Below are 15,222 nucleotides of genomic sequence, written 5' to 3'. Positions count from 1 at the left end.
ATCATTAAGCAACTTTTTCGGCAAGACTGACAGTAAGACATATAAACTCTTACGGCTTACCGGCTAAGCTTTGTGCACTGGTATTCATCTGGTATTCAATCAATTCTTTGTACTTTTTTCCAATATCCGAGACAGGACTAACAAACACTTGTGAGGGTTTGCCTTCTTCCACAATGCTTCCATGATCCATAAGTATAATTCGATCAGCCACCCGCAGGGCAAAAGGCAATTCGTGAGTTACCACAATCATAGTACTGGCACGATAGCGGGCTAACTCTTCCATTACTACTAATACTTCACGTACTAGAATTGGGTCTAGGGACGCAGTAGGCTCATCCCACAGCATAAGCTCCGGCTCATAAGCCAGTGCTCTGGCAATTCCCACACGCTGCTGCTGCCCGCCTGACAGCTGATCTGGTTTGTGATCCAAATGGTTATCTAAACCAACCTTACGCAACGACTCTGTTGCCCGACTTTCAGCATTTTCCCGTTCTGCGCCGCTCATCACTAATCCTAACATAACATTTTCAAGGGCACTTAAACGTCCAATCAGATTAAAATGCTGAAATACAAAACCAATGCGTTTGCGGGCTTGCCGCAATTCATCCGGGTCCATTGCAAGAATATTAGAGTCATTTAGCATGATAGAGCCGCGATCCGGCTCTACTAAACGGTTAATTGTGCGAATGGCAGTTGATTTCCCGCATCCAGATGGTCCCATTAGTACGACGGTTTCCCCGGTTTTTACCCTAAGATTAAATTCATTAACAGCTACTAAACTGCCAAATTGTTTATAAAGATTTTGAATAACAAGCATCTTAATCCACCCAGCTTATTTAAACTTCATTTTACGGCGATTCATGGTTTGCAAGAGTCCCGGGCGCCCACTAGGTATAACAATTTCTCGCATTACCTCATCAAAAGATAGTCCAAGTGACTCCCCGGCAGTCAATTCATCAATGGCAATTGGACTAATTTTTTCTGCATTATTAGCGAGTAATAACCCCATAACCGCTCCTAAAAATGGTACGCCAATCCACGGCAAATTTGGAATTCCACCACCAGACAAGACAAACATTGCCGTAAGCAATAGTGCACCAATCCCCATACCATAGATACATTCCGGTGCAGTAAAACTATTTTTTACACCTTGCACCACTCTTCTGAGCCCTTTGGCCCGAGGTGCTTGATTAACTGTCCATTTTCGTCGAATGACGGTCATAACGGCTGTATGATCAAGAGTCAAGAATATCATCACAGCAATCAGCGAAACCATGCCGGCTAAAATCGCTTTCACCTGCATCAAAATCGTCATGACTTCGGCCCGGGGATCAGGCTCAATGATGCCCACAGCAGAAGTATATAATGACACATTGCTATGCCCCACTACCCGATAGATAATAGGTCCTGCAAAGTCTGTCGTAATATTGCTTTTTGTCAGGATTTGAATACGCTGGCTGGGTATTACCTGCCCTGCAATAAACTGATCCATTAGATTGGCTGATCGTGTGATTTCCTCATCTTTCAAATTAGGAACGGCTGCTCCTAAATACTGTAACTGCTCTGCAATAAGGGGTGTGTTAAACTGCTGCAGCCTAGTAATGCCAGTACCTGTTTCACTAAGGGTTTGGCGAGCTCCATTCACATCAAATGTACGTAAATTAGTGACCATACTATTGCCATTGGCTACAATCCCATCAATAGCCGCCCGTGCCCGGCGGGCATCAGCTGCCACATTATCAACTGCACTCAGCGTATCTTGCAGAGTCACTAGATTTTGCTGTGTTGCAGTCAGTTGGTTAATAGAAGATGATACCTCAGGATTTAATAATCGGATGATTTGCAAAGTGCTGACAAGGCTGCCCATAGCACGTGAAGAATTCGTCAATTGCAGCTGAATGGCACTGGTATCGAGCTTTGCTAAACCGCTTGTTGCTGCTTCAATCGTTGTTTCTGCCTTAGCTAAGCTGCTTAATGTCTCTTCTACAGCAGTAATACTGCCGCTGTAGCTATTCAGCGCATTATTGGCGACGCCAGTCATATTTTGAGCATCTTGAGCAATCTTGGGAATTTGAAGAACCAAGCTCGATGTTTCTTTCAAAGCATTTCCTAATTGAGTACGAGGATTATGAAAAATAGCTGTTCCCACAAGATTTCCAATAACATTGTTAAGAACAGCATGTCCTTGCCCATTGGCCGCTTGGGTTCCGTCACCTTGTATAACCATCCCTTCAGCTGAGCCACCGCTCTTTACCATTGTTACCTTTACTAGCACATTTGCGGAATCCAGGGGTGCACCAGAAACAAGCTCACTGGCAGCCGTTCCCTGAAATGCAATGATATCACCAAGCATAAACGTAACTCCAGCTGCTGGAGTAATAGCAGCTTTGGTAGCAAAAGCAGTCAAAAAACGTTTTAGCTCGATCATCGAACTCACTAGATACACCATATCGCTGCTTTTGCTGTCCACGGAAACGCTTTCAGCGTAGCCAACTCCCTTTTCATCTCGTATTGCATTGGCAATCTGCTCACCTAAGCGCATAGAGTTCTCAGGTTCACTGCCAACTGGAAATGCAATATCAATTGTATGGTATTGATTGAGTAATTTTTCAATCTCGGCATTGACCGTAGCCGATTTACTAATGGATTGAATAATAACAGTAACGGACCCGCCATCGCGAAAAGCAAATAGTACGCCATCAATCTGCATAATTTGTTCAATAATTGTATTTTTTGCTCCTTCTGGCACCGCCTTTAAGGTTACTCGTGGTTCAGTCATAATACTAATCCCCGATCGGCCTGGAACACTGCCAAAAATACTGTCAATGCTTTCATAGGTTTGTTTTGTTTTATATTCTGCTGGTAAGCCCACTAAAAAACTGGTCAGCCCATTTAAGGTTGGCCCCTCTTTTATCTTTCCTCCAGGAAAAACTTGTTCAATTACTTTTTCTATCTGAGCCTGACCATTTTGTTTCATCTCTTCTCTTACATTAATCAGCAGATCAAATTCTCCGTAGTCGCCAACAAGAGTAGATATCGTTGCAGAAAAATATGTATTTGCTGACATGGCGATTAGATTCGCCAAGGATGATCCAATGATAATACTAACAATCAAGAGTATCACAATATCTCGGTTAAAAGAGTTGGAAAAGAAAGTACGCACAAATGTTTTAGCTAACACAGCTGCCACCTATACTCCCCCCTCTGTGTGCTCTGTGGTTCAATATCCCTTCTTTATTTACAATAAAGAATATCTGTCGATATGTAAGAGTATCTGCAGGTTCTTCTTTTCTTAGTCATCAAAAAAAGAAATTTTATTGCCTCGGCTTGCTGATCTTTGACTCCTTACATTCCCATAATTAAAAATTATGTAAATCTAAAAGGAAATGACCTACTATAAAACGAAGTGTATCACAGTATATTTTTCCAATGTGGTATGAACGTATCTACAATTTTTATTTAGCAATTACACTACTAGAAAAAGACAATTTCTTACTATTTGAAGATAGCTGCTAAGGAGTGTGGACGAATTAATGTATGAAAAGCTAGAAGATCAGTCGATTGAGCTAACCGTTATGAAAAAGATGCATAATATCAGCTTATGCGTTATGCGTAAAGAAGGGATGAAAAAAATTTTCGATGAGATCATTGAAACAGCAATATGGATCATGCAAGCTGACAGAGGTACCCTTCAACTTCTTGATGAAAGCTCCGATGTTATCCGAATCATTGCTCATCGTGGTCTTGATCATTCCTTTCTTAGTTACTTTAACAGCCCCCACAAAAGTCAAACTGCCTGCGGTTTGACTCCTAAGTGCTGCGAACATATCATTATTGAAGATATCACTCAAAATTCCTTTGTTGATTCTCAGTCTCTGGAAGTCATGTTAGCGGCTGGTATACGCTCCATGCAATCCATCCCTATATTCAATCGTACGGGTCAATTGTTGGGGATTTTATCCACCTATCACCGTACTCCTCACCAACCAGATACTAAATCCCTTCAACTGTTGGATTTACTAGCACAGCAAACGCTGGATATCTTTAAACATACGCAAGCTGAAGAAGAAATGAGGGAAAATGAAGAACGCCATCGTGCCCTTACGAAAGAATTGCTCAAAGAAATTGAGGGACACAGGCTATTTTCTGAACTAATTGGTCTGCAGGATTTTAAAAAAGCACTCTCTGCTGCCATAACTTCTATACGCAATATCACAAAGTGTCAGGCAATCGCCATGAGATTAGAGGATGGGGGGGATTATCCCTACTTTGTATGGGAAGGTTTTACAGAAGAGTTTATTTTACAAGAAAAAAGCCTGTGTGCAAAGGACGAAATGAACAATCGCATCCTTTGTGAGAATGGTCAATATTTATTGGAATGCATGTGCGGAAATGTAATACGAGGCCGCATAAACCCTTCGATGTCATTTTTCTCAACAGGCGGTAGTTTCTGGTCAAATAGTACCTCAGAACTTGTAGCACAAACACCACGGGAAAATCTGCAGGGCAAAATGCGAGGTCGTTGTTGTGCTTATGAATCCGTTGCGCTCGTCCCTCTCAAAATCAAGGAAAAGATCATCGGTCTAATACAAATCAACGACAGTCGAAAAAATTTATTCACCAAAGAAATGATCAATTACTTAGAGATGCTGGGGGAACGAATTGGTGCCGCAGTCTCCCACTGGTGGGTTCACAAAAAATTGGAAAATACAATTGATGAGCTTCACGCAGAAAATCTGGTTAGAATCGAAGCACAAAAAAAAGCAGCTTTCGCTTATGACCAAATACACCAAATGTTAGAACGTATTACAGATGGTTTTTTCGCATTGGATAATGAATGGCGGTATACCTACATTAATTCCGTTGCCGAAAAATTCTGGTTTTGCAATTCCCAAGATATGCTGGGCAAAAAAATATGGGATTGCTTTACGAATGTCCAACCGTATTACGATGAGTACCATAAAGCTAAGAAAGAAAATACTGCCGTCCATTTCGAAGCAAAGTCAGCCAGTACTGACGCATGGTTAGAGGTACATGCCTATCCTTCACCAGAGGGGCTTTCCATCTATTTTCGAGATATAACAGAGCATAAAGCAATTGAACAAAAAGAACTGGAATATCGAAAATTGCTTGAGGAACAAATTCTTTTATTAAACCTGGACCCCGATTATACATTTATACACGACCTGAACGGAAAAATCAGCTTTTGGGGGCAAGGCGCTGCACGAGGCTACGGATGGACAGAAGACGAGGCCTTATCTAAGATATCCCATACCTTACTCAAAACCCAATTTCCATACCAATTGCCAGCATCAATGAAGAAGTGGTGGCTAAGGGCAAATGGGTGGGAGAACTCATCCATACAACTAAAGACCATAAACAAGTAACAGTAAGAAGCTGCTGGCTTCTGCGTAAAAATATAAGGGGCGGCTCTCAGGAGATCATTGAAATCGATAAGGACATAACAGAAGAGAAAAAGATACAGGAAGAACTAGGCCGACTAGATACAATGAAGCTGGTATCTCAAATCGCAGCAGGAATTTCTCACGAGATTCGTAATCCAATGACGACTGTGCGGGGCTATCTGCAGCTGCTCGCTCAAAAAAAGAATTACTCCGAGGAAAAGTCTAAATTTAAACTAATGATTGAGGAATTAGACCGGGCCAATCAGATCATTACCGAATTCCTATCCTTAGCCAAGAATAAAGCAGCACCTTTAGCTGCCCATGACTTAAATGAAGTCATCCGTACTCTCAGTCCATTGCTGGAAGCTGATGCTGCTTCCCAGGCAAAGTCTTTCCGAACGCACTTATATCCTAATTTACCTAACATTCTATTGAATACCAATGAGATCCGGCAACTCATCTTAAATTTAGTCCGCAACGGCTTTGAGGCCACAGGAATTAACGGCAAGGTCAGCATATTAACCTATCTTGAGGAAGGGCAAGTCGTCTTAGCGATTGAAGATAACGGCTGCGGTATCCCTGCTGATATCGTAAAAGATCTGGGTACACCCTTTCTAAGTACTAAGGCTAGCGGAACCGGGCTTGGCATTCCCACTTGTTATAACATCGCAAGACGTCATAATGCTGCAATTACGGTTAATACCCATGAAGAGGGAACGACCTTTTATATTCAATTTCCGGTTGCCAAAACATGAGTACTGCACATTTAACAGCAAGCAGCTAAGACAAGCTGAATGCTAAAAATAACTTGAGCCAGTATCTAACGTTTTAGATACTGGCTCAATACTTTATATTGACTTACGTAAAGCATTTTTCACGCAATAAGCAGTTAAGATTAAACCTAGATAGGCAAAACACTCATCAAATTCTTCCATATTTTGAAGATGCAAATGCCTTTCGCCCAGCTCTGCAGATACAAATGCAAAAATTGTAATTACCAGCGCAGTAACGGGAAATTTGTGTTCTTTCACTAGTGTATAGGGAACTTTATATAAGCCGTATTTTATGACCCCATATAGCCACACTACTATTATTACTGCAATCAGCGGATTGACAAAGGCACCATAAGGCAATTGGGATAGCGGAAGAAATGAAGGACCATCAATCGCATGAAAACCACTAGGATAAAATACTCTCCCCCAGCTTAATTCCCTGCCAATCATCAATACCCATAAAGGTACAGCCCACATCAGAAAGCGCGCAGCAGGAATATCTTCCGTCGATCTGGCTTCCTGCCACCACGTGCAAGTTAAAAGCAGACCAAGCACTAATATGGCAACCTGCAGCCATTCTAACAGACTATTTTCCCACCCCCACGAAACAGGCAGATAAGGGGTAATGAAATATGACAATAAAACACCGGCAAGTAAGAGCCATTTACAATATTTCAACATAAAACCTCCGCTCAAATTAAATAAAATGACTATTTAGTCACTCAATAACATAATGATCATTACTATTTCAATAGTAATATCTCCAATTTTACCACTTAGCAATACTTTCCACAAGACTAAACCTTAAGCAAAAATACTACACTTACACCGATACTTTAAAGGATTTTATACTCCAATGGTAAATAATATTAATAATAGACGATCTACATCATCCTGTAGGTTGTTCACTATTTAAGGAGGACATATGTCAACCAATATTAAATTTATAAATCGCTTGCAATATTATCAAGATCAAAAAGAAAAGCATATCAAGCGATTTAATCGGACTAGCAATATACGAATGCTCGTGTTTTTAATAGGTGCAGGAATTACTGGCTTCGCATTTCTTAAAACCGAATCCCTTTATGGTTATTCTGCCTTATTTTTATCCCTTCTTCTCTTTTGTTATTTTGTGTTCAAGCATCAAAAGATCACAAGAGAACTCAATAAGCTCATCTGCAAAATTAAAATAAATGAAAAGCATCTTAGCCGAATGGATGGAAGCTGGATTGAATTCACAGATAACGGGCAGGAATTTATAGATCCTAACCATCCCTATACAAGTGATCTGGATCTCTTCGGAGCAAAATCCTTATTTCAGTGGATGAATGTTACATATACTTTCCATGGCAGAAAGCAATTACGAGATCTTCTTGCTGCTCCTGAGAAAAATATCCCACTCATAAAAAAACGTCAGAATTCTGTAACTGAAATGGCACAAAAGGACAACTTCCTAGAAGAATTACAGTGCATAGGCATGCTTACTGCTGAAGTTAAGAATGATCCGGATACTTTAATTGCTTACGCAGAAGAATCCTCCCCGTCATATACAAAGCTGCTGCAAATTATATTTTATATCGTACCTGCAGCAACAATTCTAACGATGGTTTTATTCTTTAATGGCTTTTCGATTTCGATTTATGTACCGCTAATACTAATTATTATACAAATGGTGATTACAGCCATTGGATTTTCAAAGAATGCATTGACCTTATACACGGTGTTTCAATTTAAAGAAAAAATTAAAGCGTTCCATCACTTCATTCAGCTAATTGAAAAAGAAAACTTTCAGGATGAATACTTAATGCACCTGCAAACAGAATTGTATCACGCTGAAAAATCTGCCTCACTGCAAATAAGACAGCTTGAAAGAATTGTTGCTGCAAGCGAGCTTCGTTATAATTTCATTTCATTTTGCCTTATGAACTTTCTTTCACTGTGGGATTTTCATTGTGTATTTGCATTAGAAGCTTGGAAGAAAGAAAATGGTAAAATGATCCGAAAATGGTTTCAGATCATCGGCGAATTTGAAGCCATTGCAAGTCTAGGCGTCATTTTACAAATACATCCTCAATGGAACTTTCCAGATTTCGTTGAACAGGATCTGGTATTTTCCGCAGCAGACATTGGACATCCCTTACTCGTTGAAGATAAAAGTGTACGCAACAATATTGAAATCAAAAATAATCTCTGTGTCATAACCGGATCGAATATGTCAGGAAAGACAACTCTATTACGGACAATCGGAATCAATCTGGTTTTGGCTTATTGCGGAGCCCCTGTCTGCGCTGCTAAGCTGGAATGTTCCATTATGAATGTTTTTACGTCTATGAGAATCAGTGATGATTTAAACAGTGGCATATCCACCTTCTACGCCGAACTGCTGCGCATAAAAATGATCATCGACTTTTCACATAAAAAGCAGGACATGATTTTTTTAATTGATGAAATCTTTCGCGGCACCAATTCAATCGATAGACTAGTTGGAGCTACCAGTGTATTAAAGAATTTAAATAAGCCATGGGTAATTGGACTCATTTCCACCCATGATTTTGAACTCTGCAATTTAGAAGATGAGGCTGGTAATAAAATCGTGAATTATCACTTCACTGAAAGCTATGTAAATAACGAAATACAGTTTGATTACAAACTTCGCAGTGGGCGCTGCACAACTACCAATGCAAAATATTTGATGCGAATGGTAGGCATTGAATTGTATGATGCCGAATAGATTATGAGTCAGAAAATGGAGTATAGGAACAAGCTGCTTTCATACAAAGCAAGCCAATCCCTATACTCCATTTCTTTTATTTATTTTAGCATCTATCGCCTTAGAATTTTTTGACGAAGGAACTTAATATCGTTTTACTGCTGGCTATCACCATATCGCCAAAGCCCTTATTATTTGCGAAGATTTCTTCCAAGGCCGCCAGTAATTGATCAAGCTGCTCATAGGATACAATGAGAGGCGGTTCTAAACGTATTACATTGGGATTATTCAACGTATAAGCTGTAATAATCCGATGTTTATTTAAAAGTTCTCCTGCTACCATAGCGCCTAAATATTCACTGGCTAATTTTTCTAAGGCTCCCCCTGTCAATCGATTGAGCAATCCCTTCTCCGGCTGAGCAAATTCAAGTCCAATGAAAAGTCCTCTGCCGCGAACCTCTTTTAGAAAAGGATATTTCTGCTGCAGCTCCTGCAATTTCTCTATGAGATATTTGCCTTTTTCTGCTGCCTGACGGGATAAATCATCTCTATACAGAATTTCTAAAGTAGCAATTCCGGCTGCTGCCGCCCGGGAATTTCCACCAAAAGTCGAAGTATGCAGTGTTCCCTTTTCAACGCTGCCATAGGCTTTTTTCCATATCTCTTCCGTTGTGGTATAGGCAGCTAATGACGTTGATCCGCCCCCAAATGATTTGGATAGACATAAAATATCAGGAGCAATGTTATCCTCCTCGCAGGCAAACAACTTTCCTGTACGTCCAAACCCGGTTTGGATTTCATCCAAAATCAGCAGTGTATTATAATGGCTGCAAATATCCCGAACTTTTTTCAAATAGCCTTCCGGCGGCACAATAATTCCGGCTTCACCTTGAATGGGCTCTACAATAAAAGCCGCTACATCATGCTGGTTCAATGCTCTTTCCAGAGCTTCGGCGTCTCCATAAGGAATAAAGTCGACACCTGGCAGTAAGGGCTCAAAAGGCTTCCTATATTTCTGTCGGCCTGTTACCGATAAAGCCCCTAAGGATTTTCCATGAAAAGAACTCTCACAAGAAATAAATTTGATTCTTCCAGTCGCCGCTCTAGCTAGTTTTAAGGCACCTTCCACTGCTTCTGCCCCACTATTGCAGAAAAATGAGTACTGCAGTGCCCCAGGAGTGAATAAGGCTAAATTTCGTCCTAATGCTCCTGCTAAAGGATTTAACGATGCTTGCAGCAAATTGGGAAGTTCCTGCACTGCTTCAAGGGCTGCATTGATTTCAGGATGATTATGACCTAAATTCAATGCCCCATATCCCCCTAAAAAATCCAAGTATTCATGACCTTCTCTATCCCATATCGATACCCCTTGCGCTTTCACAAAGGACTTGTCAAAATTCAAAAGCCCCAAAAGATTGACTAACTCCGGATTGATAAATTTCCGATGGTTATCCCGATTTTCCTCCCGGGATAACTCCATCGCTTCCTTAAGTCCTAAAAACTCAGGCATTACCTCTCTGATTTGTCTTTCCACTGCTACTCCTCCTTATCTAAAACATGTGCACATATTGTACACATTCATTCATTAAAATATTCTCCATACTAGCAGTTATTCCCTCTAAATCTTCTCATTCTCCAATTGAAAGAATGATGCAGTTTTACCCAGTCAACTTTAGTTAACCTTTTTTATTCATATGGTTGACTAGATGATCTGATTCATTTATACTTTTTCTTGAGTTATGAATATTAGAACGGCTAAAACATGTTTTATGCTGATCATGGAGGAAAATAATGTCAAGAAAAAATAACGTAACTGATTTTGTTTATGCAGCACTTTTCGCAGCTTTAATCGCAGTGCTCGGACTAGTTGCCATACCACTGCCAATTAGTCCTGTTCCTGTCACAGGTCAGTCTCTGGCCATAATGCTGGCAGGCAGCATACTAACAGTAAGACAAGCTGCTTACAGCGTATTGACCTTTCTACTGCTTGGTGCCGTAGGCGTGCCTGTCTTTGCAGGTATGACAGGGGGAATTGGCATTATTGTCGGTCCGAGAGGTGGATATCTCCTTGGCTTCTTAGCTGGAGCTATTGTGATTGCCCTATTAAAAGGACAAAGCAACAACAAATGGCGTCTGGCTCTCGTAAATGTATTAGGCGGTATCATCATTGTTTATACCTTCGGAGTACTATGGCTAGGTTTTGTTACAGGCATGGGATTAGAAAAGGCCTTCACTGTCGGTGCTCTTCCCTATATACCAGGAGATTTATTTAAAGCCTTTGTCGCAACGGTTGTAGGCACAGCTGTGAATCGGCAGCTCCAAAAAGCTGGGTCACGCTGATGAATCCAGTATATATGATTGGCGGCCTGAGAACCCCCATAGGAAAAACGGACGGATTCTTAAAAGATCTGCTGCCTGAACAGCTCGCATCTAGTATCTTAAATGAAGTAATTCATAAATATAACCTATCGCCAAAAGACATCGATCAAGTCATCTTAGGAAATGCTATAGGCCCAGGCGGTAATATTGCCAGGGTTTCGGTGCTTGCAGCAGGCTGGCCTTACAGTATTCCTGCCATTACCGTTGATACCCAGTGCGGTTCCGGATTAAGTGCCATTAACTTGGCCGCTAGTCAAATCCAATCGGGTCAGGCTGAACTAGTACTCGCCGGAGGCGTGGAAAGCACCAGCCTGGCTCCTAGACGGCAGTTTAATCCTGCTGACCCGCGCTTTCAGGGAGAACATGTATATTATGAAAGAGCCCCCTTCTCCACTCCAGCAATCGGTGATCCAGAAGTCGGGGATGCAGCAGAATACCTTGCAGAATATCTGTCCATTTCTCGAGAAGATATGGATGCATTCGCTCTTGAAAGTCATAGAAGAGCCTCTATTACAAAAGAACAAGATGTATTTAATGATATCATCACTCCTATCCAAACAGCAGGAAAACTTATTGATTCCGATGAATGTATCAGAAACCGTATGAGTCTGAAACTCCTAGAGCGAATGCAGCCGGTTTTTAAGGCAGAAGGTAAAATCACAGCAGGAAATACCTGCTTAAAACATGATGGAGCCGCCATAATCCTCCTGGCCTCTTCAAATGCGGTAAAAAAATATAATTTAAAGCCGCAAGCAATGATCACTGGTACAGCAAGCTGTGGCTGTGACCCCAACCTTTTCCCATTAGGACCCGTTGACTCCATTCAAAAATTATTGCGGCAAAATAAATTACAAGTAAAGGATATCGATGCCCTTGAAATGAATGAGGCTTTTGCCGTAAAAATCCTGGCCTGCTGCCGTCAATTGAATTTTAGTCTGGATAAGACCAATATTCTGGGAGGTGCCTTAGCCTATGGTCATCCCTATGGAGCCTCCGGAGCAATCATCTTGCTGCATTTACTAAAAGCCTTGCAGCAAGTAAACGGCCAGCGGGGAATTGCTGCGATTGGAGCCGTAGGAGGCATGGGAATTGCAACCCTTATTGAAAGGTGTTAAAAAATGCTGATTTATAGTGGTTTACATGCAAAGCCAAAAGATAAAATTTGTCTCATACATGGCAAAATACGTCTTACCTATCGGGAATTTGCACAACAAGTTGATGATCTAGCCCATCACCTTGCTGTGCAAATAAAAAAGGGTGACAAAGTTTTGCTTAAACTTGCCGACCCGCTTTCCCAGCTATGTTATTTCTTTGGGATCATCAAAGCAGGAGGAGCTTGTGTCTTCATCGATACTTCCACCTCGGAAGAAGTCTGTGCAGCTCTTATGGACACTCATCAATTAACACTGTATATCGATGAAAGTTTTCAGCTTCCAGCCGCCTCTGCTCCATTACTGCCAGAGGTTCACCCCGAAGATCTCTTTTTAGGGGCCTTGAGCTCGGGAAGCACCGGAACTCCTAAGTTAATATGGCGTGACCACCAAAGCTGGACCAGGGCTTTTTCAAGTCAAAGCATGGTTTTTCAACTTTCAAATGCAGATACTCTCTATTTAATCAGTTCCCTGGTATATACTGCCAACTTAAATGCCTGTCTGCATGTTCTGTTTGAAGGCGGCACTGTTATGTTTGCCAGCACGCACATGCCTCGCACCTGGGTGCGAGAAATAGAATCGCATTGCATAAGTGCTATTTTTATGGTGCCTGCAAACTATAAAATTTTGCTTAAGAATATGAAAGCTCCACTGCCAAAGCTGCACTCACTAGTAACCTGTGGAGCAAAGATGGATCTGCCGACTCTCCAAGCCCTCCTAGCGTACTTTCCATCAGCAGAAATCTTTGAATATTATGGTGCCAGTGAGCTAGGTCATGTAAGTTACTCCAATACCAAAGATCTTTTAGAACGCCCCGATTCCGTAGGCCGGGCATTCCCTCACGTAACAATCTCAATTGAAGATGATATCATCTGGATCGAAAGTCCCTATGTCGCTCCCGCCTACCGACCAAAAGCATCTGTAGAGGATTTGGGCCGCTTAGATGAGAAAGACTATTTATATTTATTGGGACGTAAGCATGGCATCATCAATACTGGAGGCATCAAAGTAATCCCAGAGCAGGTAGAAACAGCTCTGCTTCAATGCCCTGGAATCGCTCAAGTTGTTGTCGGAGGAATTGCTGATCCATTACGGGGACAAAAAGTCTGTGCATGGATTGTTAAAAATCAGCCAGCTCTGACGGCTGGCGATGTCCTAGATTTTTGTCATAAGAAATTGCGTCCCCATTATTGTCCTCAAAAAATTATCTTCCTTGATGAAATACCATTGAATTCAAATGGAAAAATTGATAGAATCAACATAAAGAATCAAAACATTTACACATCATAAAAAGGTCAGAATCTCTCCCTAGAGAATCTGACCTTTTAATTCCCCAATGAACTGTCACCTATAGAGTAGACAGATTCTTTTAGGAGGTCTTCGTACATGAAAGCTATTGAAACATTGCTCCCACAGCGCTATCCATTTTTATTTGTTGATGAAATTATTTCTGCAAATCGAGATGAGATCATAGGAAAGAAAACCTATGATGCAACCTTTCTATATTTTCAGGAGTATTTTCCTGGCAAAAAAATCGTGCCTCATTCCATTTTGATTGAATCCATCGTGCAATGCGGCGGTGCAGGAGTCAATGACACAGGTCTATTTACTAAAGCCTTATGGGGATTAGCATCCATCGAAACTGCTCATTTTTTCGATTCTGTTGAGCCCAATATCCCAGTTACCATGATCGTGAAGAATCTTAGGATTACCGATAAAATACTCAAACAAACCGGAACTGCTTCCTGTGACGGAAAGAAAGTTCTAGAAGCAACCTGGCTGTGTCTCAAGTTGTAAATGTGAGCTTCCCTTGCCTGCTGCTGATACAATACATGTCACCTAAAAGTGCCTACTTGTGGAAATTCAAGATCAACTATATACTCAACATATAAATGGTATTCTTTAGTAGATATGTAACGTGTACTAATAAAAAGTAGGAGGTTATCGTATTATGGCAAAGAATCTGCAAGATACAATCACATTAGCCAATGGAGTAAAAATCCCTTGGCTTGGTTTAGGAGTCTTTAAGGTAAAAGAAGGTTCTGAAGTTGTTGACGCGGTAAGGACTGCCATCAAATATGGTTATCGAAGTATTGATACAGCAGCTATTTACGGAAATGAGGAAGGCGTAGGTCAAGGTATTAAAGAGGGTTTGCAGGAAGCTGGTATTGCCAGAGAAGACCTGTTTGTAACCTCAAAAGTCTGGAATGCAGATCAAGGATACGACTCCACCTTAGAAGCTTATCAAACAAGCCTGATAAAACTTGATTTAGATTATCTGGATTTATATCTGATTCACTGGCCAGTAAAAGGAAAATATAAAGATACATGGAGAGCCTTAGAACGCATCTATCATGAAGGACGTGTTCGCGCTATCGGCGTCAGTAATTTCCATGTTCATCATCTGAAAGATGTATTCCAAGGTTCTACCATCAAGCCAATGATCAATCAAGTGGAATTTCATCCCCGCCTCATACAAAAAGAACTGCGGGCCTTTTGTAAAGAACAAGGCATCCAGTTTGAAGCATGGTCTCCCTTGATGCAGGGCAAGCTGTTAGACAATCCTATATTGCAAGGGATTGCTGACAAATACGGCAAATCAATAGCTCAGGTGATCATACGCTGGGACTTGCAGAATGATGTCGTAACCATTCCCAAATCAATAAAGGAACACCGTATTATTGAAAATTCAAATGTGTTTGATTTCGAGCTGACCAAAGAAGATCTGGAACAAATCGATGCTTTAAATGAAAACCAGCGTGTTGGTTCTGATCCTGACAATTTTAATTTTTAATGCAATGGTC

12 protein-coding genes are annotated in these 15,222 nt (G+C 41.1%); 8 read left to right on the top strand and 4 right to left on the bottom strand.

Going from position 1 to position 15,222, the window contains the following annotated elements; translation table 11 throughout:
• Positions 1 to 49: 49 nt before the first annotated feature.
• Positions 50 to 817, bottom strand: coding sequence for an amino acid ABC transporter ATP-binding protein (locus FR7_RS07125; protein ID WP_007930962.1), 768 nt, complete (start codon positions 815 to 817; stop codon positions 50 to 52).
• Positions 818 to 832: 15 nt separating this feature from the next.
• Positions 833 to 3,190, bottom strand: coding sequence for a hypothetical protein (locus FR7_RS07120; protein ID WP_007930963.1), 2,358 nt, complete (start codon positions 3,188 to 3,190; stop codon positions 833 to 835).
• A gap of 331 nt (positions 3,191 to 3,521) precedes the next feature.
• On the opposite strand from FR7_RS07120, the gene FR7_RS07115 reads away from it, so the two are divergent.
• Together FR7_RS07115 and FR7_RS07110 are read left to right on the top strand one after the other, a co-directional pair.
• Positions 3,522 to 5,387, top strand: a complete 1,866-nt coding sequence (locus FR7_RS07115; RefSeq protein WP_237715530.1) for a GAF domain-containing protein — start codon at positions 3,522 to 3,524, stop codon at positions 5,385 to 5,387.
• Positions 5,327 to 6,160 carry a two-component system sensor histidine kinase NtrB gene (locus FR7_RS07110; protein WP_237714772.1) on the top strand — a complete coding sequence of 278 codons (834 nt, stop codon included), beginning with the start codon at positions 5,327 to 5,329 and terminating at the stop codon, positions 6,158 to 6,160. Before FR7_RS07115 ends, FR7_RS07110 begins: the two co-directional genes overlap by 61 nt.
• Positions 6,161 to 6,253: 93 nt before the next feature.
• Here the strand turns inward: FR7_RS07110 and FR7_RS07105 are convergent, their stop codons facing one another.
• Positions 6,254 to 6,859 (bottom strand): hypothetical protein, encoded by a 606-nt coding sequence (locus FR7_RS07105; RefSeq protein ID WP_007930967.1) that lies wholly within the window; start codon positions 6,857 to 6,859, stop codon positions 6,254 to 6,256.
• A gap of 244 nt (positions 6,860 to 7,103) precedes the next feature.
• Here FR7_RS07105 and FR7_RS07100 point away from each other — a divergent pair, with 244 nt between their 5' ends.
• Positions 7,104 to 8,909: a MutS family DNA mismatch repair protein gene (locus tag FR7_RS07100; RefSeq protein ID WP_007930968.1), complete on the top strand. Its 1,806-nt coding sequence runs from the start codon at positions 7,104 to 7,106 to the stop codon at positions 8,907 to 8,909.
• Positions 8,910 to 9,009: 100 nt separating this feature from the next.
• On the opposite strand, the gene FR7_RS07095 is transcribed toward FR7_RS07100, so the two are convergent.
• Positions 9,010 to 10,422 carry an aspartate aminotransferase family protein gene (locus tag FR7_RS07095; protein ID WP_007930969.1) on the bottom strand — a complete coding sequence of 471 codons (1,413 nt, stop codon included), beginning with the start codon at positions 10,420 to 10,422 and terminating at the stop codon, positions 9,010 to 9,012.
• Positions 10,423 to 10,679: 257 nt separating this feature from the next.
• On the opposite strand from FR7_RS07095, the gene FR7_RS07090 reads away from it, so the two are divergent.
• From FR7_RS07090 to FR7_RS07070, 5 genes are all read left to right on the top strand, one after another.
• Positions 10,680 to 11,228: a biotin transporter BioY gene (locus tag FR7_RS07090; protein WP_007930970.1), complete on the top strand. Its 549-nt coding sequence runs from the start codon at positions 10,680 to 10,682 to the stop codon at positions 11,226 to 11,228.
• Entirely contained in the window at positions 11,228 to 12,382 is a 1,155-nt protein-coding gene (locus tag FR7_RS07085) for a thiolase family protein (protein WP_007930971.1), read from the top strand. Before FR7_RS07090 ends, FR7_RS07085 begins: the two co-directional genes overlap by 1 nt.
• A 3-nt stretch (positions 12,383 to 12,385) precedes the next feature.
• On the top strand, positions 12,386 to 13,708 hold the full coding sequence (locus FR7_RS07080; protein ID WP_007930972.1) for a class I adenylate-forming enzyme family protein: 1,323 nt from the start codon (positions 12,386 to 12,388) through the stop codon (positions 13,706 to 13,708).
• Between the two features lie 96 nt (positions 13,709 to 13,804).
• Positions 13,805 to 14,215 (top strand): 3-hydroxyacyl-ACP dehydratase FabZ family protein, encoded by a 411-nt coding sequence (locus FR7_RS07075; protein WP_007930973.1) that lies wholly within the window; start codon positions 13,805 to 13,807, stop codon positions 14,213 to 14,215.
• A gap of 154 nt (positions 14,216 to 14,369) precedes the next feature.
• Complete coding sequence (locus tag FR7_RS07070) at positions 14,370 to 15,212, top strand: aldo/keto reductase (protein ID WP_007930975.1); 843 nt, start codon at positions 14,370 to 14,372, stop codon at positions 15,210 to 15,212.
• The last annotated feature ends 10 nt before the right edge of the window (positions 15,213 to 15,222 follow it).

It is taken from the genome of Pelosinus fermentans DSM 17108 (assembly GCF_000271485.2).
Lineage (GTDB): Bacteria > Bacillota > Negativicutes > DSM-13327 > DSM-13327 > Pelosinus > Pelosinus fermentans.
The sequence above is the reverse complement of the archived record's forward strand: the minus strand, read 5'-3'. Positions and strand labels throughout refer to the sequence as shown.